Genomic DNA, 23,864 nt, shown 5'->3' with positions numbered 1-23,864 from the left:
GCCGTGCGCGCGGAGGGTGCAAACCGTAGTCGACCGTCCAGCACGCAAGGCCTGGCTGGACGGCCGCTCACCGTTACGAGATCGAGAATCCTCCATCGATCGGGAAGATCTGTCCCGTCGTGGTTTTCGATTCGTCGCAGGCCAGATAGAGCGCCGTGTGCGCCACTTCCTTCGGGTCGATCAGGCCCAGCAACTGGCGCTCGCCGGTCTTGTTGATGACGTCGGGCTGCGATGCCAGCAGTCCCGCCACGCGCGCCGTCACCGTCACGGCGGGCGCAACCGCGTTCACACGTATGCGATGCGGCGCGTATTCGACCGCCATCGAGCGCGTGATCGCCGAGATGCCGCCCTTCGCGGCCGTGTAGGCGTCCTTGCCGCGCGTGCCGACCAGCGCGAACACCGAGCTGCTGTTGATCACCGACCCGCCGCCGCTTTTCATCATTGCGGCGATTCCATACTTGCAGGTGATCCACGTGCCAAACAGGTCGAGCTTGATCGCCCGCCAGAATTCGTCAGGCGGGCAGTCCGTCACCTGCGCATCGACCGCGGTCGAGCCGCCCGCGTTGTTGTACAGCACGTCGATACGGCCGCCGAATTCAAGCGCCGCCGCGATGGCGTCACGCACACTGTCCTCGCTCGTGACGTCGGTTCGTACGAAGGTCGCCGTGCCGCCTGCGGCGCGAATGGCGTCGACGCTCGCCTGCCCGCTTTGCGCATCGAACTCGGCCACCACGACCTTCGCCCCTTCGCTGGCGAACAGTTCTGCCGCCGCGCGCCCGATCCCGGCTCCCGCGCCCGTGATGAAGGCAACCTTGCCCGCAAGACGTCCATGGTTCGCGCTCATGCGGCCTCCTGTTGTGCGGTGCCGATCGGCGCGTCGGCTTGCGTCAATACGAAGCCCGGATAGCCGGCGGCAGCGACGTCGTCGCACTTCTTGCGATAGGCGCCATGTCCGCCCAGATACGGCAGGAACACCTGCGGCTTGCCCGGCACATTGGCGCCGACGTACCACGAATTCGCCTTCAGATAGAGCGTCTTCGCCACCACGTCCTGGACGTGCTGCATCCAGTCTTCTTCGGCCTGCGGCTGCGCATCGATGCGCTCGACGCCCGCATCGCGCAGATCGACCATGCATCGCGTGATCCAATCGACGTGCTGCTCGATGCTCATCGACATATTGGCCAGCGGCCCGGGACTGCCCGGCCCGGTGACCGTGAACAGGTTCGGGAAGCCGCTCGTCATCAGGCCCAGATACGTCTTTGCACCGCTCGCCCATTTGCCGGTCAGCGCGCGGCCGTTGACGCCGCGCACGTCGATATGCGTGAGCGCGCCGGTCAGCGCGTCATAGCCGGTTGCGTAGATCAGCACGTCCAGTTCGTGCAGGCCCTCGCTGGTGACCACGCCTTGCGGCTCGACATATTCGATTGGCGTGGCCTTAAGATCGACGAGCGTGACGTCGTCACGGTTGTAGACGCTGTAGTAGGTGTCGCCCAGGCAAGGCCGCTTGGTGCCGAAGGGGAAGCCGCGCGGCAGCAGTTTTTCGGCGGTCGCCGGGTCTTTCACCGTTGCGCGGATCTTGTCGCGAATGAACTCGGCCACGGTTTCGTTCGATGCCTCGTTCGAGAGGATGTCGCCGTAGCACATGCGAAAGCCCAGCAACTGACTGTTTTCCCACGCGTTCTCGTATTTCTTCAGGCGCTCCTCAGGCGTCGCGTCGAGCGCGGACTCCACCGGAAACGCCACCGCGACGCCAAAGCGCGTGAGGCGGCTGATCGCCCGTCGTTCGGGATACGTTGCGCGCACGCGAGCGCGCATCTCCGGCGTGAGCGGGTGATTCTTCGCGGGCACCACGTAGACCGCGGTGCGCTGGAACACCGTGAGGTGCTTGCACTTGCCCGCCAGCGCCTGAATCACCTGAATGCCCGACGACCCCGTGCCGATCACCCCCACCCGCTTGTTGCTGAAGTCCAGCTCGTGATGCGGCCAGCGGCCGGTGTGATGGCTTTCCCCGGCGAAGCTGTCGATGCCGGGAATTTCGGGCGGCTTCGGCACCGAAAGCACACCCGTCGCGGGAACGAAAAAGCGTGCGTACGTGACCGCGCCGTCCGATGTCGTTACGCGCCAGAGATTGCGCGTTTCATCGAATGCCGCCGATTCCACGCGCGTATTGAAGCGCACGTGCCGACGCAGATCGAAGCGATCGGCGACGTGATTCAGGTAGCGCAGCAGTTCCGCAGAAGTCGGATAGCGCTCGGGCCAGTCCCAATCGTCCTGAAGCTCGGGAGAAAACGAATACGAGTAGTCCCAGCATTCGAGGTCGACGCGCGCGCCGGGGTAGCGATTCCAGTACCAGGTGCCGCCGACGCCGTCGCCGGATTCGAATGCCTGGATCTTGAAGCCCGCGTCGGTGAGCCGTTTGATCGCATACAGTCCGCCAAAACCTGCACCGATGACGACAGCGTCCAGCACGTCCGCGTCCATGTGTGGTTGGTTCATGAGTTGTCTCCTGGAAAGTGTTTGCTGTTCGGATTTGCTCTTTGCAGGGACTTATTGAATGACGGCGCGGTCATGCGCATCAACGGCGATGGCGATGCCTTGCCGTACATTGAAATCGGCCTGACGGCGGCTCGCAAGCGACCATGGGCGATTTCAAAGTACGGCATAGGCGCGCGAGGCGCGTTGACACGCCCCTGGGCGGCTCTGCATCGTTGACGCCGTCAAACGAGAGGAGAACCACACCGTGTCTGCCGCCCTGCAACTTCTGATCGACAAGGACCTGATTCGCGACGCGTTGTTGCGTTACGCACGAGGTGTCGACCGCCGCGACTGGGCGCTCGTGCGCGCCGCGTTCTTCGAGGATGGCCACGACGATCACGCCGATTTCAAAGGCACACGAGACGATTTCATTGCGTGGGTGAGAGAACGGCACGATGCGCCGAGCCTGCTGAAATCCACGCACTTTCTGGGCAATTGCCTCATCGAGTTCGCGTCCGCCAGCGTCGCGGCAGTCGAGACATATTTCGTCGCGCGTCTGGAACTCGCGCCGCAGGCCGACGCGCACCGCGCGATGCTGGCCGCCCGCCTCGGCGACAGCGCAGGCAACAGCCGCGTCGAAGTATTCGGCCGCTATGTCGACCGCTTCGAAAAGCGCAGCGACGAGTGGCGGATCGCCCAGCGACGCACCGTTTTCGACGCGATTCAGTCGGAGGCCGTTGATGCCAACGACAACGCGCTCAACCCGGCATGGACGCTTGGCCGTCGCGATCGGCTCGATCCCGTGTTCGCGGTCCGAACGGAGATCGGCTTGAACTGAAGCGCCGGATACGACGCAATACCTTCAAAACAACATCTAACGGAGACAACAATGGCATCACGTAAAAACGTGGTCGTGGTCGGCGGCGCAGGCGGCATTGGCGCGGCTTGCTGCGCCGCGCTCGCCTCGCACTGGAACCCGATCGTCGTCGACCGGGATCTGGCCGCCGCCGAGCGTGTCGCTACTGAGGTGGCCGGGCGCGCGTATCCGCTCGACGTCAGCGAGATCGACGTAATCGACTCGTGCATCGCGGCTATCGAGCGCGATTGCGGCCCCATCGACGGTCTGGTGTTCGCAGCCGGTGTGATCCCGCCCGCACAAGGTCCGCAGCAGGCCGACCTGCCGGTCTGGGATCGCATCATGGACATCAACGCGCGCGGTGCATATGCGGTGTGCCGCTCGATCGGGCTGCGCATGGCCGCGCGCGGACACGGCAGCATCGTGATGCTGTCTTCGCTGGCCGGCATGATGCCGACACCGCACCTCGTCTACGGTCCGTCGAAAGCCGCGATGATCAATCTAGCGGGATCGCTTGCCGTCTACTTCGGGCGGCAAGGCGTGCGTGTGAACGCGGTTTCGCCGGGCCCGGTCTGCACGCCGGTGATCGAAGCCAGCTATGCGCGCGGCGAACGCGATCCCGCTGTCATGGCGCAGCAGACCGCACTGGGACGCGTTATCAAACCCGCCGAACTGGCTGGGCCGATTGCTTTTCTGCTCTCGGATGCGGCCTCCGCGATCACCGGCGCGAACATCGTCGTGGATGCAGGCGCGACCGCGACGATGGGCTGGAATCTGTTCGGCGGCGTGGAGCACGTGCTCGCGGGTTTGTCGGCATGAGCCTTGACGCCGAAACCCGCGCGTTCGTCGAAGCTGCCGCAGCATCGGCATCGAAGCCGCGTCATCTGATGTCGCCCGAAGAGGCGCGCGCCGCGTTCTCCCGCATCACGTCGCTGCTCTCTGCGGGCGCGGAGGTGCGTGCGAGTATTGCGCTCGACATCCCTGTCGATGGCGGCCTGCTTCGTGCGCGTCTGTTCGTGCCGCAAGAAAACCCGCAAGCGCTGCTGGTGTACTTTCACGGCGGCGGCTGGGTCGTGGGCGGCATCGACGAGTTCACGCCTTTGTGCCGGGAAATCGCTGCGGGTGCGGGCGTCGCGGTCGCGCTCGTCGAATACCGGAAAGCGCCGGAACATCCGTTCCCGGGACCGGTGCACGATGCCTGGCAAGCCGCGCAGTGGCTCGCCAGCCAGCAACGCGCCCTGCTCGGCGCGCAGTTGCCGGTGTTCGTCGGTGGCGACAGCGCGGGAGCGAACCTCGCCATCGCGGTCACGTTACTCGCCCGCCGCGAGCGCAGCCTGCCGCTCGCCGGACAACTGCTCGTCTATCCCGTAACGGACTGTGACTTCGACCGCCCGTCATACGTTGCGCCCGACAATCAGCTTCTGACGACTCGTGACGCGATGATGGCCTACTGGAACCATTACGCGCCTGCCGATGCCGCGAGGCAGTCGAATCTGGCCTCGCCGCTGCGCGAAGCCGATTGTTCCGGCCTGCCGGAAGCCATCGTCGTGACGGCGGAACACGACGTACTGCGCGACGAAGGCGAGGCCTACGCACAGCGCCTCGCCCAGGCCGGCGTGCCCGTTCATCATCTGCGTGCGCCGGGGCAGATGCATGGCTTTCTGATGATGGTCGGCCTGCTGCCCGGCAGCCGCAGCGGCATCCGCTTCATCTGCGAACGACTGCGCGATCGGGTACGTCGATGACGGCCCGTTGCAGGCCTCGACGTCGCGAAGGGCGCGATGGTAGTAGGATTCGGCTTGAAACATGTACACGCGCCCTCACCCGTCCGGACACGGCCGCGGTTCGCACAAACAGATGGAGACACGCATGCAACCCGGTAGAAGCCTGCCGACGCATGTCGACGCGAGGTCCAGCAACGGCCCGCATGGCCTTGACACCTTATGGCCGAAGCCGCAACGCGGCGAACGCGCGCCCAGCAGCGCAATGGTGACGCCGCTCGCACGCGGACTGTCGATCCTGTCGGTGTTCGGCCCCGGCAAGGCGTGGCTCGGCAATCTGGAAATCGCCCAGGCGACCGGCATTCCCGCCCCCACCGTGTTGCGCCTGCTGCGCTCGCTGGTTGCGCTCGGCTACCTGCATCACGACAAGGCCAGCCGCAAGTATTCGCTGGCGCCCGCATCGCTCGCGCTGGGTTACGCGGCCATTTCCGATCCCGATCTCCAGCGCCTCGCGAGCGTCGAAATGCGCAAGCTCGCCGAAGCCAGCGACGCCTACGTACTGCTCGGCACACGCGACCGTTTCGACATTCTCATCCTGGATACGCAGATCGGCAGCCGCGCGGTGCTCGATCTGCAACTGCAACCGGGCATGCGCATGCACATCGCCTATTCGCTGATGGGCTGGGCGCTACTGGCCGCGCTGCCTGAATCGGAGCGCAGTTTTCTGCTGGGCGAACTCGAACGGCAGCCCGATGAAAACCGCCCCATCATCGAGCGCCGCATGAACGAAAAGATCGCCCAGGTGCGCGAGCTGGGCTTCGGCATGCTGCATGGCGACTGGGAGCCGGAGCTGGCGTGCGTCGCCGCGCCCTTGCTGCTGCCCGATCGGCCGCCGTGGGTGCTCGGCTGCGTTGGTCGCACGGCGCGCCTCGCGCAGGCGAGGCTCGAACGGGAGTTGGGGCCGCGGCTGGTGGCGATTGCGCAGACGCTGCGCGAGCGCGTGCCGAAACGGGGTTGAACGCAACGGAGCGTATCTGAACGCATGGGAAAACGATGTCGCATTCTTCGCATCAAACCACGGACCAGGCGCCCGAGGCCGCGCACGTCACGCTGACGCTGGATCGCGGTCTCCAACTATTGCGCGCCTTTCACGCCGACCGCGCGCCGCTGACCAACGGCGAACTCGCGCAACGCACGGGGATGTCCAAATCCGCGATATCGCGCCTGACGTCCACCTTGATCCAGCTCGGCTACCTGCGCCGCGTCGCGGGCGGATCGCGTTTCGAACTCGCGACGGGCGTGTTCGGCATCGGTCATGCGTATCTGGAAACCAATCCCATCACGCGGCTCGCGCAACCCTTGATGCAGCGGCTCGCCGACCGGCTCGACGTCTCCGTCGCGCTGGCTGCGCCCGACGGGCTCGACATGCTGTATATCGCGCATCGGGCGAGCTCGGGTATCGCGACGCTACGGCTAGGCGTTGGCTCCTTGCTGCCGATGGGCTTGACCGCAATCGGCCGGGCGTGGCTCTGGGGTCTGCCGGAACATGCGAGGCAGCCCTATATCGCGCGCCTGCTCGAAGCGGCGGGCGCGCAGCGCGAAACCATGCAGAGCGGCATGGAAACAGCCTTCGCTGACCTCCGCGATAACGGTGTCTGCATGTCGTATGGGGCATTCCAGCGCAGCGCCTGGGGCATTGCGCTGCCGGTCAAGGTTGGCGCTGATTCGACGCCGATGTCGTTGAGCTGCGGCGCGATCCACTCCGAACCGGATCTCGACTCCATCCGGGCGCGCGTCGTGCCGGCGCTCAAGGAAGCGGCGCCCGAACTCGAACACCTACTCAGCAACGTTCGCTACGAACCGTAAGCTCGTGCATGGAATGCGTAAGCGCATTCCATTTCCTATCATCAGCACTGCCAATATTAATGTACTCACTCCGCCCGATTCGCCGGCGTCGAATCGCGGCTTCGGAAACGCTCAATTGGCTCGCCATGGACATGCTTTTACCCTGTCCGTCACGAATGCGAGCAAGGTTCCAGTCGTGCTGGTCTGATTAAAACAACGCCTTTGCTCCTGATTCGTCGACGGCGCACTCGCTGTGAAAGGTCCGCCCGGAAAAGAACCCTACGACAAAGTTAAGGAGACACTGTGAGTCAAGCCACGCCGCCGGTCCGAAGCCGTCTATTCGTCATTCTTCTATGTTTCCTGACACTCGTGGCCGACGGCTACGATCTCATCGTGTATGGAGCCACCGTCCCCCATCTGCTGAATGAACCGGGCTGGCATTTGAGCCCCGCCGCTGCGGGCATGATCGGCAGCTGGACGCTGGTGGGACTGATGGTCGGGCTGGCAGCAGCAGGCCCGATGACCGACCGCATCGGTCGCCGCCGCCTGCTGATGGCAGGAGTCCTATGGTTTTCGGTGGGCTCCATCGTCTGCGCGCTCGCGACGTCGCCGACTTTCCTGGGCGCGGCCCGCTTCGTCACCGGCATCGGCATGGGCGGCGTCGTGCCGTCCGCTGTCGCGCTATCGGTCGAATACGCGCCTAAAAGCCGACGCCAGCTCTACAACGCACTGACGCTGACCGGCTACTCGATGGGCGGCATCGTGTGCGCCCTGCTGGCCATCGCCTTGATCCGCGAGCACGGATGGCGCCTGTTGTACGCGCTCGGCGCGTTCTATGCGGTGATCCTCCCCGTGATGTACTTCGCCTTGCCCGAATCGGTGGATTTCCTCGTCGAACGCGGGCGCACTGACGAGGCGCGCAAACTCGCCGCGCGCTATGCGCTCGACTTCGAGCAGATCCTGCAGGAAAAGCAGGCCAAGCCCGCCTCGCTCGACGCCGCCCAGGCCACGAGAGGCTACCGTCTGGTGCTCTCGCGCGAATTCCGCGCCACGGCGCTTCTGCTCGCTTTCATGACCTTCTGCGTTCAGTTGATCGTCTACGGGCTCAACGCGTGGCTGCCTCAGTTGATGCGCTCGGCGGGCTATCCGCTCGGTTCGTCCCTACAGTTTCTGCTGGTGATGCAGTTCGGCGCGGTCGTGGGCATGCTGGGCGGCGCGCTGCTGGCCGATCGCCTGGGCTCGCGACAGGTGATGTTTCCGTTTCTCGTGATTGGCGGCCTGTCGCTGATCGCGCTGAGCCAGAAGCTCGATCCATCGTGGCTGATGCTCGCGGTGTTCGGCGCGGGCCTGGGTTCGATCGGCACCAGCAGCCTGATCTACGGCTATATTGCCGCGCACTTCCCCACGGCGTGCCGGGGATCGGCGCTTGGCGGCGCGCAGGCCATCGGGCGCTTCGGCTCGATTCTGGGGCCGATGATCGGCGGCTGGATCGTCGGCGCAAATCTCGCCTTGCACTGGAACTTCTACGCCTTCGCGCTGCCCGCCATCGTCGCCGCGACCGTCGTGCCGCTGATCCCCAAATCCCGCTAACCCACGCATCTCATGGAAATCTACGACTACATCGTGGTGGGCGCGGGCTCGTCCGGCTGCGTGGTGGCCAGCCGCCTGACCGAAGATCCCGCCGTCACGGTCCTGCTCGTCGAAGCCGGCCCGAGTACCGACAACTTCTGGGTGCGCACGCCGGCGGGCGGCGGCAAGCTGTTCATGGACAAGCGCTTCAACTGGGCGTTCAACACCGAACCCGTGCCGACGCTGGGCGGGCGCAGCGTGTACTGGCCGCGCGGCAAAGGCCTGGGCGGCAGCAGTGCGATCAACGGCATGATCTACATGCGCGGCCAGCCCGCCGACTTCGACCATTGGGCCGCGCTCGGCAATGAAGGTTGGGGCTGGGCCGATGTGCTGCCGTATTTCATCCGCTCGGAGACCAACCAGCGCGGCGCGAGCGACTATCACGGCGCGCAGGGTCCCTTGCATGTGAGCGATGCAGCCGTCACCCATCCAAGTGCCGATGATTTCATCGCCGCCGCGCAGAAGGTCGGCATTCCGCGCAGTGAAGACCTCAACGGTCCGCCGCACGAAGGCGTTGCCTACCGGCAATACACGATCCGCGACGGTCGTCGCCACACCTCGTACAACGCGTTTATCGAACCCGTTCGCCATCGGCGCAACCTGACCGTGCGCACCGGCGTGCGCGTATTGCGCGTGGCGCTGGAACACGGCGAGGCCATCGGCATTGACGTGCTCGAAAACGGCCAGCAACGCAGGATCGCCGCCGCGCGAGAGGTGATTGTGTCGGGCGGCGCGCTGGCGTCGCCGCATCTGCTGATGCTTTCGGGAATCGGCGATGGCGCGCAACTGCAGCAGCACGGCATCGCCGCAACGGTCGATTTGCCGGAGGTGGGACGCAACCTGCAGGATCACTGGTTTGGCTCGCTCGCGTGGCGCGTCACGCCGGAAAGCTCGTACAACCATCGGCTTCGCGGGCTGCGCAAGTACCTTGAAGGCGCGCGCTATCTGCTCACCGGCGGCGGCTACCTCGCGCTCGGTGCGTCGCCCGTGACCGCCTATGCGCGTAGCGAAGCCGGACGGCCGGAGGCGGACTTGCAACTGACGGTAAGTCCGATGACGTTCAAATTCGACGCGGCGGGCGAGCCGGTAGTCGACGCGTTTCCGGCCATCGGCGGGTCGATGGTTTTGCTCACGCCCGATTCGCGCGGCCATATGACGCTGAAGTCGCCCGACCCGTTGCAGGCCCCGGCATTCCATCCGAACTATCTGAGCGATGCCGGCGATATCCGCCGCTCGCTTGCGGGCCTGAGGATGCTGCGGCGCATTGCCGAAACCGCGCCGCTCGCCGCGCGCATCATCCACGAACTCGCGCCCGGCCCCACCGTCACCACCGACGAGCAATGGCTCGCGCACCTCAAGACCAATGGCAACAGCGGCTGGCATCAGGTCGGCACTTGCCGCATGGGCGTCGACCGGGAAGCCGTGGTCGACCCGCGCTTGCGCGTGCGCGGCGTAGGCCGCCTGCGCGTCGCCGACGCGTCCATCATGCCGCGGATCGTGGCTGGCAATACCAACGCGGCGTGCATCATGATCGGTGAGAAATGCGCCGATATGATCCGCGCGGATGCCGTTCCGCCTCGCGCCATTTCTGTTTGAACTCCTGATCGATTCATCACACAAGGCATCCCTCATGCAAGACAACGCCAGGACCATTGCGCTCGATCACCCCGACTGTTTCTATATCGACGGCCAGTGGACGCCGTCTGCGTCCACGCTTTCCGCGCCAACCTTCGAGGTGCTCGACTGCAGCACCGAGTGCGTCGCTGCACGCGTGGCACGCGCCGACGCCGCCACCGCCGCACGCGCGATCGATGCAGCGCGGCGCGCCTTCGATCATGGGCCCTGGCCGCGCATGACGCCCGCAGAACGCGCCGTCTACCTGAACGAAATCGCGCAGCGTCTGGAAGCGGCCAACGACGAATTCGCGCGCGGCTGGAGCATCGAATCGGGCATCCTGCAACGCATCGCCCAACCCCGCATCGGCCAGTTTCTTGGGGCGGCATTTCGCCAGTACGCCGCAATGGCCGACACCTACCCGTTTGTCGAGCCGCGCCGCTCGGGCAGCGGGCATCAGGCCTATTGCGTCAAGGAAGCGGCGGGCGTGGTGCTGGCGATCGTGCCGTGGAACGGCCCTGCCGCGCTGATCGCCTACAAGGTTGCGCCGGCCTTGCTCGCCGGCTGCACCGTCATCATCAAGCCCTCACCGGAAGCGCCCACATCGGCGTATCTGTTCGCGCAGGTCTGCGACGAGATTGGGCTGCCACCCGGCGTGGTCAACGTGGTGACCACGGATCGCGAGGTGTCGGAACTGATGGTGCGTAACCCCGACGTCGACAAGATCACGTTTACCGGCTCTACCGCCGCGGGGCGCAGCATCAGCGCGGCGGCCGCGGGACGGATCGCGCGCGTCACGCTGGAACTGGGCGGCAAATCGGCCGCGCTCGTGCTCGACGATTACGATATCGACGCCGCTGCCCAGGTGCTCGGCAAGTCGTACTTCGGTTACCTGAGCGGGCAGGTGTGCCACAGCCTGACGCGCATCATCGTGCCGCGCGCGAAACACGACGCCATGGTGGAAGCCTTGAGCGCCGCCGCGCGCGCGATGGTGCCGGGCGACCCGTTCGACGACGCTACGACCATCGGCCCGCTTGCCACCGCTCGCCAGCGCGAAACGGTCGAGCGCTACGTCGCGAAAGGCATCGCGGAGGGCTGTACGCTGGCCGCCGGTGGCCAGCGCCCGCAGCATCTCTCGCGCGGCTTCTTTTTCGAACCCACGGTGTTTGGCAACGTCGACAACCGCTCGACCATCGCGCAGGAGGAGATATTCGGCCCGGTGCTGTCGGTGATTGCGGCGGACAGCGAAGCGCACGCCATCGAACTCGCTAACGACTCGATCTTCGGTCTTAACGCCGTGGTGTTCACCGCCGACGCCCAGCACGCCCTCAGTGTCGCGCGGCAACTGCGTACGGGCAGCGTGGGCCACAACGCGTCGCGCACCGATTTCTCGATTGGCTTCGGCGGCTTCAAGCAATCGGGAATCGGGCGCGAAGGTGGCGTGGAGGGGCTGGAGGCGTTTCTCGAATCCAAGACCATCGTGCTCGATCAGGAACTCGCCAGCTCTTCTGCGTGATCCGGCACATGCATCAAACATCTGATGAATACGCGGGTTTTGTACGATCCACAAAGAACCACGCACTGTCTCGCATGGATCGTTCACACCGCGCGGCATAAGATGGCTCGCATCGGGCTGGCGCGCCTGGCGTCGATCTGGACGCCTTACGCGCCGCCCGCGCCTGTCAACGAAACATCAGAGGTTTTTTCATGAGCAAGGTATGGTTCATCACCGGCGCATCGTCGGGTTTTGGTCGCGCACTGGCGGAAGCGGTTCTGGCCAACGGCGATCGCGCGGTGCTCGCCGCACGCCGCCTCGCACCGCTCGAAGCCATTGCAGCGGGCCACGAAGACCGCGCGCTGCCGGTGTCGCTCGACGTGACCGATCCGGCCGCACGCGCCAGTGCGTTGAAAACGGCCATCGAGCGCTTTGGCCGCATCGACGTACTGGCCAATATCGCGGGCCGTGGCTCGTGCGGCGCGGTCGAGGAATTCACGTCCGCGCAACTGCGCGAACAGATGGAACTCAACTTCTTCGCCGCCGCCGAACTCTCTCGCGAAGTGCTGCCGCAGATGCGCGCACAAGGCTCGGGCCACATCCTGAATCTGACGAGTATCGCCGGTCTGGTCTCGTTCCCGATCTGCGGTCTGTACAGCGCCTCGAAGTTCGCGCTCGAAGGTCTCACGGAAGCGCTGCATCACGAGGTCAAGCCGTTCGGTATTCGCGTGACCCTGGTTGAGCCCGGCGCGTTTCGCACCGAGTTCGCGGGCGACGTCAACATGCAGCCAGAACAGAGCCTCGATATCTACGCAGCGCTCACTGCGCCGATGCACCAGTACTTCGAGACCCAGGCGGGCATGCAGGCTGGCGATCCGGTCAAGGCGGCCCAGTTGATGATCGACGTGGTCGAAAGCGCGACGCCGCCGCTGCGCCTGATGCTGGGTGCGGATGCCTACGATCTGTGGGATGCGACCGTGGCATCACGCAACAAGGACCTCGCGGGTTTGCGTGCGCGCGCCGAAGATACGGCGTTTCCTGGCGCGATGAAAAATCCGATCAGCGTGAGCTGACGTTGCATCATGCAAACGGGGCATCGGCGACGATGCCCCGTTTTTGTTATTCTCTCGCTGCTTCAAGCGCCGCGCCCGCGTACCTGCGTGCCATTTTCTTCGGCGACGAACTTCAGGATCGAGGTGAAGTCCTCTCTTGCGTGCCCTGCTTCGTAGGCCGATTGCCAGACGTCGCGCGCGCGTGCGATCGTTGGCAACGCAACGTTCAGCAACTGCGCCTCGGCAAGACCTAGCGACATGTCTTTCTCGATGATCGCCACCGCCGCGCCGTAATCGAAGGTCCCGGCCACCGCGCGGCTCAGCATCTTCGTGCAGGCAAAACTTTGCGCCGTGCCAGCATCGAGCAGACGCATCATCATATCGGCGTCGAGACCGGCTTTTGCGCCCATCGCAAGACCTTCTGCGCAGACCACCATATTGGTCGCCATGATCACGTTATTGACGATCTTCATGACCTGCGCCATGCCGGGCCGGTCGCCCATTACGAACACTTCCTTGCCGATGATCGACAGCAGCGGCGACACCTGCTCCACGAGTGCAGGCTCACCCGACACCAGCATCGCGAGCGTCCCGGCGCGCGCTGCGGGCGCGCCGCCGGAGATCGGTGCATCGACCATGCCGATATGCTTCTCCGCGAGCGCAAGGCCGATCTGCTCGATCACGTCCTGGCCGATGGTGGACATTTCCGCATAGATGCGGATCGCCGAGCCGTGCACGACGCCCTTTTCACCAAGCGCCACCGCGAGCGAGACTTCCCTCGACGGCAGGCAGGCGAATACGATGCTGGCCGCGTCGGCCACCGAACGCGGCGAATCGTGGATCACCGCGCCACCCGCCACGAACGGCGCCAACGCGCCCGGCGAGGGATCGTACACATGCAGCCGGAACGAATGCCCGAGCAGGCGTTCGGCCATCGGCGCGCCCATCTGTCCGAGCCCTAGAAAGCCGATGTTTTTCACGTTAATAGCGTTGTCCATGTTGTTTTCCTCGAATCGACTTATCCGTCTGCGGCGTTATCGCGCCATCGCATCGACAATCCAAGCCGCCGAGCGCAGCACACCTTCCTTCGCTTTCGCGCACACCAGCCCCATGCGGAAAAAGCCGTGAATCATGCCGTCATAGCGCCAATGCATCACCGGCACGCCTGCATCGAACAGGCGATTGGCGTAAGCCTCGCCTTCGTCGCGCAATGGGTCGAACTCCGCCGTGACGATCAGCGTGCGCGGAAGCCGCGCCAGCGAATTTGCGCGCAGCGGACACGCATGCGGATGGCGCGTCTCGCGCTCGTCCGTGAGGTAGTCGCTCCAGAAGCGGATCATGGCGGCGCGGGTAAGCGCGTAACCCGACTGGTTTTCGATGTACGAGCGCGTGGGCGGCGTATGGTAGGCCGTCACTGGATAGATCAGCACCTGTGCCCGCAAGGCCGGGCCGCCCTCATCGCGAATCCGCAGCGCGGTCACGGCCGCCAGGTTGCCACCTGCACTGTCACCCGCGACCACCATGCGCTCAGGGTCGATATCGAACAGCGGGCCGTGTTCTGCAATCCAGCGTACGGCGTCCAGGCAGTCGTCCACGGCAGCCGGAAATGGATGCTCGGGCGCGAGCCGATAATCAACCGCGATCACGGCGGCCCCGCTTCCAGCGCAGAGATCGCGGCACACGTGATCGTGCGTATCGAGGTTGCCAATCACAAAGCCACCACCGTGGAAAAACACGGTCACACCGCGGCTTCGCAAGGTCGCGGGGCGATACAGCCGCGCCGCCAGCAGACGTCCCGCGAGCGGTACTTCGATATCGACCACTTCGCCCACCGAAGTACGGCGTTCGAGCGGCGGATACGTGAGCCCCGCGCGCAGCGCTTCGAGCGAAACGCTCTCCATCGGCGGCGACGCTTCAAGACTCTGCAGGACAGCGGCAATTTCAGGGTCGAGCGGCATCGTGCGTCAGCTCCTGGTTGCCGGCGAACCGGCATTGGGAACGTGCATGGCGTGTCTCCGTTATGTTGTTGATCTGCAGTGCGAAGCCGCGCAATGGAAGCAATGCCCGTCGCACGGCAAGGACTGTTTGAACAATGCCGCCGTGCGCCTGCACGGTCAATTCCGGCTGATGGCCTTTTCCGTACACTGGAACGCCGGACGCCGCCTTGAACGCAGCACGAACTATGCTTTAGAGTGCTGCTTTGCTTTCCGATCGTACAAGGACGACGATGGATCCTCTTTCGGACGTGCTTTCGCTGCTACGACCGCGCAGCCAGTTCTACGCGGGTTTTGACGCTGCGGGAGACTGGTCGTTTGATTTCCCGCCCCACGAGGGCATCAAATTTACGGCGGTGATACGCGGCGCCTGTTGGGGCGCCACGGAAGGCATGGAACATCCGATTCATTTCGAGGAAGGCGACTGTTTCCTCCTCAACAGCGGGTGTCGCTTCGTGCTGTCCTCCGATCCCTCGCTGCCGAAAGAAGGCGGCGAACACATCCAGCAGGCGGCCGCGCGCGACGGCGTGGCCGTGCACAACGGCGGCGGCGAAGTGTTTCTCATCAGCGGCCGCTTTGCCTTTTCGGGTCGCCATGCGGAAGTATTGTTCGACGCACTGCCGCCGATCATCAATATTCCCAGTGCCTCCAGTCAGGCAGGCATTCTGCGCTGGTCGCTCGATCAATGGGCGAGTGAATTACGCGATCCACAGCCAGGCGGCACCCTGATGTCGACGCATCTTGCGCATCTGATGCTGGTGCAGGTGTTGCGGCTGTTTCTGGCAACCTCCAGCGAACTGCCGCAAGGCTGGTTTCTGGCGATGACCGACCGCCAGATCAGCCCTGCAATTGCAGCCATTCACGCCGAACCGGCGCGCCGCTGGACGCTGGAAATGCTCGCGCGCATTGCCGGCATTTCGCGCACGGCTTTCGCGCAGCGCTTCAAGGCACTGGTGGGCAGCACAGCCATGGACTACCTCACACGGTGGCGCATGCTGCTCGCTGCTGACCGCTTGCGCGGCGGCAGAGAAAATATTGCGTCGATTGCGTTCTCTTTAGGCTACGAATCCGAAAGCTCTTTCAGCACGGCATTCAAGCGCAACATGGCCTGTTCACCGACGCAATATCGGCGGCAATCATCGGACTCGCCTTTCGACGGCGCAGACGATTACCCGCGCGACGCGAATCTTCTGCCCAAGCCAACACAGCCATTCCAAAGTACGGATGGCGCATAGCGCATGGCTTCTCGCGCATAAGAGCGCCATCTACGCTGCAGGCATTCCGATGGAGTTTCTTATGTCCGACCAATCCGCACTCAAAGCCGAATTTGAACGCCTGCACGGATTCTGGAGCGACGCCTGCCAGCAGGCATTGCAGGAAAATGCCCCGTTCTTCGGCGATTACCTCGTCATGGCTCGGGCGGCGCTGGAAGGCGGGCATCTCGATCGCAAACTGTGCGATCTGGTGATGATCGCCGCGAGCGCAAGCGTGACGCACTTGAACGCCGAGGCAACCGCGCTGCACATCGAAGGCGCGTTAAGTCACGGTGCGACGCGCAAGGAGATAGCCGAGACCTTGCAGATTGCCTCGGTGCTGGGCATTCACGCGTACATGGTGGGTGTGCCCGCGCTGATCGAAGAAGCCACGGCGGCGGGACATTCGGTTGACGCGCTATTTCCGCTCAACGCGCAATTCGAAAAAGTCAAAGCGGAATTCACCGCAGCACGCGGCTACTGGAGCGACCAGCTGGAGACGATGGTCCGCAGTTCACCGGCGTTTTTCGAAGGCTATACGGCGTTTTCGTCCACACCCTGGCGTCATGGCACGCTGGCGCCGGTCGTGAAAGAACTGCTGTACGTCGCGATCGACGTCTCCACCACTCACCTGTTCGAGCCGGGCGTGCGCATTCATACCCGCAATGCGCTGCGTTACGGCGCAACGCCCGCCCAGGTGCTACAGGTCATGCAGGTTGTGAGTTGCCTCGGCTTTCAGAGCTTTCTGCTGGGCGCCGCGCATCTGGCGCGAGCGGCCAGTTAAAGAAAGAGCGAGCGTGGAAAATCAGGCCCTCGCGGTCTGCGCAAAGACGGGACTTATCGTGTCGAAACTCGAAAACGCGAGATAAGTCGTTTTCCATTCTCCCGCGCGCTTCGCGAACCTGAATGAATATGTGCCCGACAGCAATTGCAGCAGGCCGTCTGAAGTCTCGCGATAGTAAATCACATCGGACCTGGCGGTTGCCGTGTCTCCGTGAACCTCGACTAGCGGATTCGTAATGTGGTGATGGCACTTCGGCACTTCACGCCATACCTTGTAGAGCAATTGCCGGATGCCTTCCAGCCCCGAGGTCTGCCCGCGCGGCAATTCATAGACGCCGTCCGCCGCCCAGATGCTCATAAACGTGTCTTCTTCGCGCTTGTCGATTCCGTGGCAATACTTCGACATCAACGTTCTGATTTCCTCGACGTCGATCAACCACTGGATTTTTCGGTCAAGATCGAGATTCACGGTTTCCATTTATTTCGTCTCCTTATGAAAGGCTGGCCAGCGTTGTAAAACGAGTTCACGCGAAGCGCCGTAGGCATAGCAGCTATCGATCTTGAGCGGCTTGCCGTTTGCGTCGGTTGCGTCCATCAGCGACTGAGCGCGCAGCGGGTTGAGCGCCTGGATTGCCGCCGTCGCCAGCGGAATAAGGATTTCCCGCAAATGCGTGCAGGTTTCCCCGGCTGGCAGACGCTTGCGTACCTCACCGCTCCACCCCGCGCCGATTCGCAGGCCGACCAGCGCCTGCAAGGATTCGCCGCCGCCCACGCAATCGCGGTATGGGTATGCGCGCATGAAAGTCGATACCGCATGTATCACCAGATCCAGATCGATCACCACGCATACACCGATGTCATGAATCGGCTCATTCGCAGGCACCACGCGCGGTCCGCTTGGCGGTGCGAAATCGAACGGCTTGCAGTCCTCCACCGTACCGGCGACTTCGAATAAACCATCGCTGCGCCGAAAGCAATCGAATCGGATATGACGCGTATGGATCGGCTCGCGAGTGATGTTGTCCGTTGAGGCAGGTTTGAGTGATTCAGTCATAGGTATTCATGCGTAAGCGAAGGTCTGCGCGAGTGCGCGACTATCGTTGGCGTTGTTCCAGAGCAATGCCGCGAGGCGACTTCTGACCGATGCCGTGAAGCCGTGCGCGACCAGGCCATCGCCCTTCGCGAGAATCTGCTCGATGCTCAATGGCCTGGCGGGCGTTCCCACGCTGTCGATCACCACGCTCGAACGTGCCGTGCCGTCTTGCATGCGAAACTCAACGCCAGTTGCGAAACGCGCGGGATAGTATTGCGTCAGCGCTTCGCTCAATTCGAAGCGAACGAGTCGTGCGATACGACGAATTTCGGGGTCCGCCAGCAGCGTTTCGTCATAGGCATCGTAGCGATACGGACCATAACGCAGCGTCGCACCCACGATGTACGGGCAACTGTATTGCGCGGCCATCGACGAAACGGGCTCAGCTAGCATGTGCTGATCTGCGATGAGTTGCGGTCCGCTTACGACGATTTCGCGAATGCCTTCCGTGGACATCGTGAAGTTATCGGTCAGCTCTGCCAGCGCATCAATGGTCGAATGAAAAAGTCGACAACACGCATACGGCTTCAAACTGATCGCATGAATCTGCAACTCGCGCGTCGGCTCGACCGTTCGTAGCGGACCGCCGAACAACGCCGCAACGCCATACTGCCCCTCGATCACGCGTTGCGGCGCGGTGACGGCCTCCATCATCGAAAACTCCGCCGCCAGTACGCCATTGCGCGCTGCCATGCCGGCGTGAACGCGCTTGACTTCTCCGCCCACGGCTTCGGTAGAAAACTGCATTGAGCCGCTCGCCTGCGATAGCGCATGTCCCCACGCGCGCACCAGTTGATCCACCTTGACGGGCGTGCCGCGCGCATAGGCATGCAGGGCGAGGCTGGCCGTAGCCGCCCCGAACGCGCCGTAAATTGCGGTGGGATGGAATCCCCGGTGCACGGTCTCAAGACCGCCGGCCGCGCTCCCGATCAGCGCCATCGCTTCGTAACCGGCGGTCACCGCGCGAAACAGCTTTTCCTGCGAAGCATCCGTCTGCGCGGCGACCGCCAGCGCCGCGGGAATGACCGCCGCGCCCGGATGGCTGAGCGTTTCGTTATGGGTATCGTCGAGTTCGTAGCTGTGTGCGGCCGTGCCATGCACGAGCGCGGCGACGGATGCGTCAGCGGACCAGTCGCCGCCGAGCACGGGACTCGCGCCCGTCCCGGCAAAACGCCGTGTCCAGCGCGTGATCTGCTGCGTCCAGGGCCGCGTGCTGCCCCAGAGCGACACGATGAAATTGTCGAGAAACAGCCGGCGCATCGCTTCCGTATCGACTTCGCTCAAACGTCCATTGGCGACGCTGGCGACATGGCGGGCAATCGACCCGGTAGCGTCCGCCTGCACATTGGCCGATAACTTATCGCCGGAATCGCGACGAACCTGCATGAGGTGTCTCCATTTTCATTGTGTATCGGCCAGCTTGCGACGCACGACATCACAAGTCAATTGACGATGCGTGTTGTTCCGTACATCGCAAATTTCGCATTGATCTGCATTCCATATTAATTAATCATGTTCGATCGAAAAAGAAAGTCGGACGTTCAAGCATGGTCGCCGCACTTTCCAATGCCTAAACTCCGTGCCTGGGTGCGCTTCATCTGCGTGAGAAAGCCATCGATTTCATGCAGACGCCTGCAATAACAACAACCGAACTCATGGAGACATCATGCAAATCGTTTTAAACGACAAAACCGCAGTCGTGACGGGCGCGGCGCAAGGCATTGGCTTCGCCATCGCAAAGCAACTCGCTCAGGCCGGGGCCGCCGTGGTGATCAATGATCTGGTGGAGGCCCGCGTGCAGGCCGCAGTCGTTTCGCTAGAAGCGGCGGTACCGTGCGCGAAGGTGCGCGGCGTGGTGGCCGACCTGTCGACGGCAGCGGGCTGCGCCAGCCTCGTTGCCCAACAGCCGCATTGCGATATCCTCGTCAATAACGCCGCCATCTACGAAACCGCCGACTTCTTCGAAATCACCGACGAAACGTGGCAGAAGTTTTTCGACCTGAATATCATGGCTGGCGTGCGTCTGGCGCGCGCGTATCTACCTGCCATGCGCGAGCGCAACTGGGGACGGGTGGTGTTTATCAGCTCCGAATGCGCCATCAGCACACCTCCGGACATGTTGCACTATGGGATGACCAAGACCGCGCTCCTCAGCGTATCGCGCGGGCTGGCCAAACGCATGTCGGGAACCGGTGTCACGGTGAACGCAGTCTTGCCTGGCCCGACGCTTAGCGAAGGCGTCAACACCTTTCTGCAGGCCGAAATCAGCCGCACCGGCAAAACCATCGAAGAACAAGGTGCGGAGCTTGTAAAGGCGCTGCGGCCTTCGTCGATCAGCCAACGCTTTGCATCGGTGGAAGAAGTGGCCAACCTCGTGGTCTATGCCTGCTCCACACAGGCTTCCGCCACCACCGGCGCTGCGCTGCGGGCCGACGGCGGCGTGGCCGACACGCCTATCTAAAACCTGGCTGATGCCTCTTTAACAGCGATCAGCGGCGAGTTTGAACCTCTCCGGTTCAAACCGCCGCTTCGTCGCGCGGGCGATCCAGCAACTGCCGTATCAGCGCTGAAGCAAGCGGATCGATTTCACGACCGCGCGCGGTGGCGATGTGAATATGGCGCACCGCCCACGATTCGGCGAATTCCATCACCGTGACGCGTCCGAACAGTTCGTGGCTGACCAGACATTCGGGCTGAATCGTCACCCCCAAACCGGCTTCGACAAGGCTCACCGCCACGCCCGCGCTGCTCACGGTGAACGCCGGTTCGAATTCCCCGCCCAGACGCCGTGCCGCAACCCGCAGCGCGCCATGCATGGCGTTAATCGTAATGATATTTTCCGGCAGCAGATCGCTGAAAGTCACACTCGAACGCGTGCTCAACCGGTGACCATGAGGCACGACGGCAATCAGCCGATCAGTGCGATAAGGCGTGACATCGACACAGCCCAGATCGAGATCGTGCGATGCAGCGAACACGCCAACATCGGCCTCGCCGCGCGCGACGGCCTGAACGATATCGGCGTTTTCGAGTTCATGCACCACCAGATCCACGAGCGGATATTCACGCTTGAATTCGCCCAGTTCGCGCGCGATGAACGGCACGATAATCGTGCGCGCCGACGCGATGGCAAGCTGGCCGCGCATGCCTTCGGTGAACGACGCGACTTCGGCGCGCATATCGTCGAGATTCTCGAAGATGCGCCGGATATAGCGTACGAGCACCGCGCCCGCCGGGCTCGGCACGACACCTTTCGGGCCGCGCTCAAGCAGTTTGATGCCGGCGATGTCTTCGAGATCCTGGATGCGCTTGGTCGCCGTGGACGCCGCGATATTCTCGCGAATGGCGGCGAGCCCGATCTGCTGTTCCTCCACCGCCGAAACAAAAAGCTTCAGCGTGAACAGATCGACCTGCCGTATCAGATGCAGCCGGTTGAAGGTGCTCATGTCTCCTCTCTTGCTCGCGCGTCTTGTCCGCGCTTCTTGCCCGCGATGCGAAATTGCGCGGGGCGAAGCGGTTTATCGTACACCGCCTCGCCCCTTTTCCGCCCTCGGGATCGCGCCTGGTTTGGCGTTTGTTACGAGCGCTTCATCTTGCGCTTTATGGCGAGCTCAATGCGGCAAATCCAGCAAACGTTCGAGCTGATCGTTATCGGCGCCAATATCACGTGCGGCGTGCAGGGGCGGCGGACGCTTGCCGTCGAACGAAAGCGGCAAGCCAACGAGTCCGATCTCGTCATCGGATGGCGTTTCAATAATGCCAAGCGCGCGCGTCTGCTCGTGTCCGACGACTTCTGCGGTCGTCTGGATCGGCGCGACGGGCACACCCGCCGCCTGCAGGCGCGCTTGCCAGATTGTGCGAGGCTGCGTCGCAAGGCGTTCGCCAATCAGGCGGTCGATTTCCACGCGGTTCTTCAAGCGGCCTGCATTCGTGGCAAAACGATCGTCGTTCGCCCATTCGGGATGATCGAGCGCCGCGCAGAGCTTCGCAAACAGCGCATCGTTGGCCGCGCTCACGATCAGATGCCCGTCAGCCGCCGCGTACGCCCGATGCGGCACGATGAACGCGACGCCCGAGCCGTGGCGGCTGCCCTCTTCGCCATCCGCACTGTAATTGGCGATGCCGACCGTCATCCACGCAATCGCCGTTTCCAGCAGCGAACCCTGCACCGTTGCGCCGCAATGCTTGATCTGCCTGCGATACAGCGCTGCAAGAATGCCGATCACCGCCCACATGCCGGTGCCGAAGTCGACGATCGACACGCCCGCGCGCACGGGCGACTGGTCCTCTTCGCCCGTGATGCTCATGATCCCCGAAAACGCCTGCATGAGCGGGTCGTATCCCGGCAGCGTATTCATCGGCCCCGCGTGGCCGAATGCGCCCACTTCGCAATAGACCAGTTCGGGCTTGGTGACACGCAGACTGTCCGCGTCGAGTCCATAAGCCGCGCTTGAGCCGGGTCGCAGGTTATGAATGAAGACGTCTGCGTGCTCGGCAATCAGGCGGTGCAGCGTCGCGAGCTGATCCTTGTCCTTAATATCGATGCAGATCGTGCGCTTGCCGCGGTTGAGCGCATGATACGCAGCGCCCGTGCCTTTCCATTTGCTCGGCCCCCAGCCTCGCGCCGAATCGCCAGCGGGGCGTTCCACCTTCCAGACCTGCGCGCCCAGCGCCGCGAGTATGCGCCCGCTGAACGGCGCCGATGCGCTGTCACTCAACTCCACCACCACCACGCCGTCCAATGGCAAATCACGCAACATGGTTGTTCTCCCTTGAATCGAATGCGGAATCGGGCGTCCATGCCCCGCCGGAACGAAGCATTGCGGCAATCTGGTCTGCGCTGTAGCCGTATTCGGCGAGCAGTTGTGCCGTCTGTTCGCCCAGACGAGGCGCGGGATAGCGCAGTTCGGGTGTGCTCTCACTCCATTGCTGGGCAATCCCCAGCGTTCTGATCAGGCCTTCCGACGGATGCTCTTCTTCGGCGAAAAAACCCACGGCTTTCATATGCGGATCGTCGATCAGTGTTTCGGGCGTATTCATTTCGATAACGGGAATATCCGCCTCGCCCAGCAATTCCACCCACTGCGCCGAGGTCCGGGTTTCAAAGACCTTCGCAAGAAAACCGTATAGGTACGCGATATTTTCCGTGCGCCCGGCAATCGTGGCGAAACGCGGATCGTCGGCCATTTCAGCGTGGCCAGACAATACGAAGAAGCGCTTCCAGTGATGATCGGCATAGACATTCACGCCGATATAGCCGTCAAGCGTACGGTACGGCCGGCGGTCGGGATTCATCATGCGCGCGTAGCCCCAGTCGCCGATGGGCGGCACGAAGGTATGGCCGTAAAGATGATCGCCCAATACGAAATGCGCGAAAGTCTCCAGCATCGGCACGAAAACCTGCTGGCCGACGCCGCTTTTCTCGCGCCGGTAGAGCGCCATGGCCACCGCATTGCTGGTCGCCATGCCGACGACGCGATCCGCAACCGCCGTCGCCACATAATCGGGCGGCCCTGATTTACGGCTTTGCAGCACCGGCATGCCCACTGCTGCCTGAATCAGATCGTCGTAGGCGGGACGCGTTGCATAAGGGCCATTCTGTCCAAAGCCAAATGCACCGCAATAAATGATGCGCGGGTTGAGTTCGCGAACATGCTCATAGGCAATGCCGAGCTTCGTCATGGTGTGCGGGCGCATGCTGTACAGCAGCACATCGGCTTGCTGCACCATGTGCCGCAGCGCGCCGATGCCCTCCGGATGCTTGAGGTCGAGCACGATGCTGCGCTTGTTGCGATTCAGATGCAGGAAGATCGGTCCCATGCCGGGATGCCGGGACGGGCCGATATTGCGCGTGGTATCGCCTTCACGCGATTCGATCTTGCAGACGTCCGCGCCCATATCGGCCAGCAGCAGCGAAGCGTACGGCCCCATGAAATTGGACGTCAGATCGAGAATGCGAACGCCTTCAAGCGGTCCGGCCATGATGCCTCCCGCCGTGGCGTATGCCGCCAGTGTGTCTCACGGTGTCTCCTCCGTTTTTTTACCGGCCCTCGA

23 protein-coding genes are annotated in these 23,864 nt (G+C 63.3%); 13 read left to right on the top strand and 10 right to left on the bottom strand.

The features are described 5' to 3' along the window. Positions 1 to 73: 73 nt before the first annotated feature. Positions 74 to 844 carry an SDR family NAD(P)-dependent oxidoreductase gene (locus F3J17_RS11215; protein WP_167057503.1) on the bottom strand — a complete coding sequence of 257 codons (771 nt, stop codon included), beginning with the start codon at positions 842 to 844 and terminating at the stop codon, positions 74 to 76. After that, on the bottom strand, positions 841 to 2,496 hold the full coding sequence (locus F3J17_RS11210; RefSeq protein ID WP_167057501.1) for an NAD(P)/FAD-dependent oxidoreductase: 1,656 nt from the start codon (positions 2,494 to 2,496) through the stop codon (positions 841 to 843). The genes F3J17_RS11215 and F3J17_RS11210 overlap by 4 nt, the downstream gene beginning before the upstream one ends. Before the next feature lie 21 nt (positions 2,497 to 2,517). On the opposite strand from F3J17_RS11210, the gene F3J17_RS11205 reads away from it, so the two are divergent. The 10 genes from F3J17_RS11205 to F3J17_RS11160 all read left to right on the top strand — a co-directional run bounded on the left by F3J17_RS11205 (position 2,518) and on the right by F3J17_RS11160 (position 12,708). Then, entirely contained in the window at positions 2,518 to 2,712 is a 195-nt protein-coding gene (locus tag F3J17_RS11205; RefSeq protein ID WP_167057498.1) for a hypothetical protein, read from the top strand. A 28-nt stretch (positions 2,713 to 2,740) separates the two neighbouring features. Next, positions 2,741 to 3,313, top strand: coding sequence for a nuclear transport factor 2 family protein (locus F3J17_RS11200; RefSeq protein WP_167057495.1), 573 nt, complete (start codon positions 2,741 to 2,743; stop codon positions 3,311 to 3,313). A gap of 51 nt (positions 3,314 to 3,364) precedes the next feature. Then, on the top strand, positions 3,365 to 4,150 hold the full coding sequence (locus tag F3J17_RS11195; RefSeq protein WP_167057493.1) for an SDR family oxidoreductase: 786 nt from the start codon (positions 3,365 to 3,367) through the stop codon (positions 4,148 to 4,150). After that, complete coding sequence (locus tag F3J17_RS11190; protein WP_167057490.1) at positions 4,147 to 5,076, top strand: alpha/beta hydrolase; 930 nt, start codon at positions 4,147 to 4,149, stop codon at positions 5,074 to 5,076. Before F3J17_RS11195 ends, F3J17_RS11190 begins: the two co-directional genes overlap by 4 nt. A 124-nt stretch (positions 5,077 to 5,200) precedes the next feature. Continuing rightward, positions 5,201 to 6,070 carry an IclR family transcriptional regulator gene (locus F3J17_RS11185; protein WP_167057487.1) on the top strand — a complete coding sequence of 290 codons (870 nt, stop codon included), beginning with the start codon at positions 5,201 to 5,203 and terminating at the stop codon, positions 6,068 to 6,070. 35 nt (positions 6,071 to 6,105) lie between these two features. Further along, complete coding sequence (locus F3J17_RS11180) at positions 6,106 to 6,918, top strand: IclR family transcriptional regulator (protein WP_167057484.1); 813 nt, start codon at positions 6,106 to 6,108, stop codon at positions 6,916 to 6,918. 282 nt (positions 6,919 to 7,200) lie between these two features. Beyond that, positions 7,201 to 8,487 carry an aromatic acid/H+ symport family MFS transporter gene (locus tag F3J17_RS11175; protein ID WP_167057481.1) on the top strand — a complete coding sequence of 429 codons (1,287 nt, stop codon included), beginning with the start codon at positions 7,201 to 7,203 and terminating at the stop codon, positions 8,485 to 8,487. Positions 8,488 to 8,499: 12 nt separating this feature from the next. Beyond that, entirely contained in the window at positions 8,500 to 10,122 is a 1,623-nt protein-coding gene (locus F3J17_RS11170; protein WP_167057478.1) for a GMC family oxidoreductase N-terminal domain-containing protein, read from the top strand. 34 nt (positions 10,123 to 10,156) lie between these two features. Continuing rightward, the gene (locus tag F3J17_RS11165) at positions 10,157 to 11,656 is read left to right on the top strand and encodes an aldehyde dehydrogenase (RefSeq protein WP_167057475.1); all 1,500 of its coding nucleotides are present in this window, start codon (positions 10,157 to 10,159) and stop codon (positions 11,654 to 11,656) included. Positions 11,657 to 11,847: 191 nt separating this feature from the next. Next, positions 11,848 to 12,708, top strand: coding sequence for an oxidoreductase (locus tag F3J17_RS11160; RefSeq protein WP_167057472.1), 861 nt, complete (start codon positions 11,848 to 11,850; stop codon positions 12,706 to 12,708). 62 nt (positions 12,709 to 12,770) lie between these two features. Here F3J17_RS11160 and F3J17_RS11155 read toward each other — a convergent pair whose 3' ends face one another. Beyond that, positions 12,771 to 13,685: an NAD(P)-dependent oxidoreductase gene (locus tag F3J17_RS11155; RefSeq protein ID WP_167057469.1), complete on the bottom strand. Its 915-nt coding sequence runs from the start codon at positions 13,683 to 13,685 to the stop codon at positions 12,771 to 12,773. Between the two features lie 36 nt (positions 13,686 to 13,721). Beyond that, entirely contained in the window at positions 13,722 to 14,645 is a 924-nt protein-coding gene (locus F3J17_RS11150) for an alpha/beta hydrolase (RefSeq protein WP_167057466.1), read from the bottom strand. A gap of 269 nt (positions 14,646 to 14,914) precedes the next feature. Between F3J17_RS11150 and F3J17_RS11145 the strand changes: the two genes are divergently transcribed. Next, complete coding sequence (locus F3J17_RS11145) at positions 14,915 to 15,916, top strand: AraC family transcriptional regulator (protein ID WP_167057464.1); 1,002 nt, start codon at positions 14,915 to 14,917, stop codon at positions 15,914 to 15,916. A 61-nt stretch (positions 15,917 to 15,977) separates the two neighbouring features. Beyond that, the gene (locus F3J17_RS11140) at positions 15,978 to 16,718 is read left to right on the top strand and encodes a carboxymuconolactone decarboxylase family protein (protein WP_167057461.1); all 741 of its coding nucleotides are present in this window, start codon (positions 15,978 to 15,980) and stop codon (positions 16,716 to 16,718) included. Between the two features lie 21 nt (positions 16,719 to 16,739). On the opposite strand, the gene F3J17_RS11135 is transcribed toward F3J17_RS11140, so the two are convergent. The 3 genes from F3J17_RS11135 to F3J17_RS11125 are packed head-to-tail and all read right to left on the bottom strand — an operon-like array spanning position 16,740 to position 19,196. Continuing rightward, complete coding sequence (locus F3J17_RS11135; protein ID WP_167057458.1) at positions 16,740 to 17,195, bottom strand: nuclear transport factor 2 family protein; 456 nt, start codon at positions 17,193 to 17,195, stop codon at positions 16,740 to 16,742. Next, the gene (locus F3J17_RS11130) at positions 17,196 to 17,771 is read right to left on the bottom strand and encodes a DUF2889 domain-containing protein (RefSeq protein ID WP_167057455.1); all 576 of its coding nucleotides are present in this window, start codon (positions 17,769 to 17,771) and stop codon (positions 17,196 to 17,198) included. A gap of 6 nt (positions 17,772 to 17,777) precedes the next feature. Further along, complete coding sequence (locus F3J17_RS11125; RefSeq protein WP_167057452.1) at positions 17,778 to 19,196, bottom strand: MmgE/PrpD family protein; 1,419 nt, start codon at positions 19,194 to 19,196, stop codon at positions 17,778 to 17,780. A gap of 280 nt (positions 19,197 to 19,476) precedes the next feature. On the opposite strand from F3J17_RS11125, the gene F3J17_RS11120 reads away from it, so the two are divergent. Further along, positions 19,477 to 20,271: an SDR family oxidoreductase gene (locus F3J17_RS11120; protein WP_167057449.1), complete on the top strand. Its 795-nt coding sequence runs from the start codon at positions 19,477 to 19,479 to the stop codon at positions 20,269 to 20,271. A 55-nt stretch (positions 20,272 to 20,326) separates the two neighbouring features. Here F3J17_RS11120 and F3J17_RS11115 read toward each other — a convergent pair whose 3' ends face one another. The 3 genes from F3J17_RS11115 to F3J17_RS11105 all read right to left on the bottom strand — a co-directional run bounded on the left by F3J17_RS11115 (position 20,327) and on the right by F3J17_RS11105 (position 23,792). Further along, positions 20,327 to 21,256 (bottom strand): LysR family transcriptional regulator, encoded by a 930-nt coding sequence (locus F3J17_RS11115; protein WP_167057447.1) that lies wholly within the window; start codon positions 21,254 to 21,256, stop codon positions 20,327 to 20,329. A gap of 165 nt (positions 21,257 to 21,421) precedes the next feature. Continuing rightward, the gene (locus F3J17_RS11110; RefSeq protein WP_167057444.1) at positions 21,422 to 22,570 is read right to left on the bottom strand and encodes a CoA transferase; all 1,149 of its coding nucleotides are present in this window, start codon (positions 22,568 to 22,570) and stop codon (positions 21,422 to 21,424) included. Beyond that, positions 22,560 to 23,792 (bottom strand): CoA transferase, encoded by a 1,233-nt coding sequence (locus F3J17_RS11105; RefSeq protein ID WP_167057441.1) that lies wholly within the window; start codon positions 23,790 to 23,792, stop codon positions 22,560 to 22,562. Before F3J17_RS11105 ends, F3J17_RS11110 begins: the two co-directional genes overlap by 11 nt. Positions 23,793 to 23,864 lie beyond the last annotated feature (72 nt).

This window comes from Burkholderia sp. Ax-1719, assembly GCF_011753055.1.
GTDB lineage: Bacteria > Pseudomonadota > Gammaproteobacteria > Burkholderiales > Burkholderiaceae > Paraburkholderia.
This window is presented reverse-complemented; position numbering and strand designations above follow the sequence as displayed.

Excerpts from the sequence above, each read along its gene's own strand:
- F3J17_RS11185 (WP_167057487.1), top strand. The coding sequence starts at position 5,201 with ATGCAACCCGGTAGAAGCCTGCCGACGCATGTCGACGCGAGGTCCAGC.
- F3J17_RS11130 (WP_167057455.1), bottom strand. The coding sequence starts at position 17,771 with ATGACTGAATCACTCAAACCTGCCTCAACGGACAACATCACTCGCGAG.
- F3J17_RS11140 (WP_167057461.1), top strand. The coding sequence starts at position 15,978 with ATGTCCGACCAATCCGCACTCAAAGCCGAATTTGAACGCCTGCACGGA.
- F3J17_RS11120 (WP_167057449.1), top strand. The coding sequence starts at position 19,477 with ATGCAAATCGTTTTAAACGACAAAACCGCAGTCGTGACGGGCGCGGCG.
- F3J17_RS11155 (WP_167057469.1), bottom strand. The coding sequence starts at position 13,685 with ATGGACAACGCTATTAACGTGAAAAACATCGGCTTTCTAGGGCTCGGA.
- F3J17_RS11105 (WP_167057441.1), bottom strand. The coding sequence starts at position 23,792 with ATGGCCGGACCGCTTGAAGGCGTTCGCATTCTCGATCTGACGTCCAAT.
- F3J17_RS11125 (WP_167057452.1), bottom strand. The coding sequence starts at position 19,196 with ATGCAGGTTCGTCGCGATTCCGGCGATAAGTTATCGGCCAATGTGCAG.
- F3J17_RS11110 (WP_167057444.1), bottom strand. The coding sequence starts at position 22,570 with ATGTTGCGTGATTTGCCATTGGACGGCGTGGTGGTGGTGGAGTTGAGT.
- F3J17_RS11195 (WP_167057493.1), top strand. The coding sequence starts at position 3,365 with ATGGCATCACGTAAAAACGTGGTCGTGGTCGGCGGCGCAGGCGGCATT.
- F3J17_RS11165 (WP_167057475.1), top strand. The coding sequence starts at position 10,157 with ATGCAAGACAACGCCAGGACCATTGCGCTCGATCACCCCGACTGTTTC.
- F3J17_RS11160 (WP_167057472.1), top strand. The coding sequence starts at position 11,848 with ATGAGCAAGGTATGGTTCATCACCGGCGCATCGTCGGGTTTTGGTCGC.
- F3J17_RS11150 (WP_167057466.1), bottom strand. The coding sequence starts at position 14,645 with ATGCCGCTCGACCCTGAAATTGCCGCTGTCCTGCAGAGTCTTGAAGCG.
- F3J17_RS11215 (WP_167057503.1), bottom strand. The coding sequence starts at position 844 with ATGAGCGCGAACCATGGACGTCTTGCGGGCAAGGTTGCCTTCATCACG.
- F3J17_RS11115 (WP_167057447.1), bottom strand. The coding sequence starts at position 21,256 with ATGAGCACCTTCAACCGGCTGCATCTGATACGGCAGGTCGATCTGTTC.
- F3J17_RS11190 (WP_167057490.1), top strand. The coding sequence starts at position 4,147 with ATGAGCCTTGACGCCGAAACCCGCGCGTTCGTCGAAGCTGCCGCAGCA.
- F3J17_RS11145 (WP_167057464.1), top strand. The coding sequence starts at position 14,915 with ATGGATCCTCTTTCGGACGTGCTTTCGCTGCTACGACCGCGCAGCCAG.
- F3J17_RS11135 (WP_167057458.1), bottom strand. The coding sequence starts at position 17,195 with ATGGAAACCGTGAATCTCGATCTTGACCGAAAAATCCAGTGGTTGATC.
- F3J17_RS11180 (WP_167057484.1), top strand. The coding sequence starts at position 6,106 with ATGTCGCATTCTTCGCATCAAACCACGGACCAGGCGCCCGAGGCCGCG.
- F3J17_RS11170 (WP_167057478.1), top strand. The coding sequence starts at position 8,500 with ATGGAAATCTACGACTACATCGTGGTGGGCGCGGGCTCGTCCGGCTGC.
- F3J17_RS11210 (WP_167057501.1), bottom strand. The coding sequence starts at position 2,496 with ATGAACCAACCACACATGGACGCGGACGTGCTGGACGCTGTCGTCATC.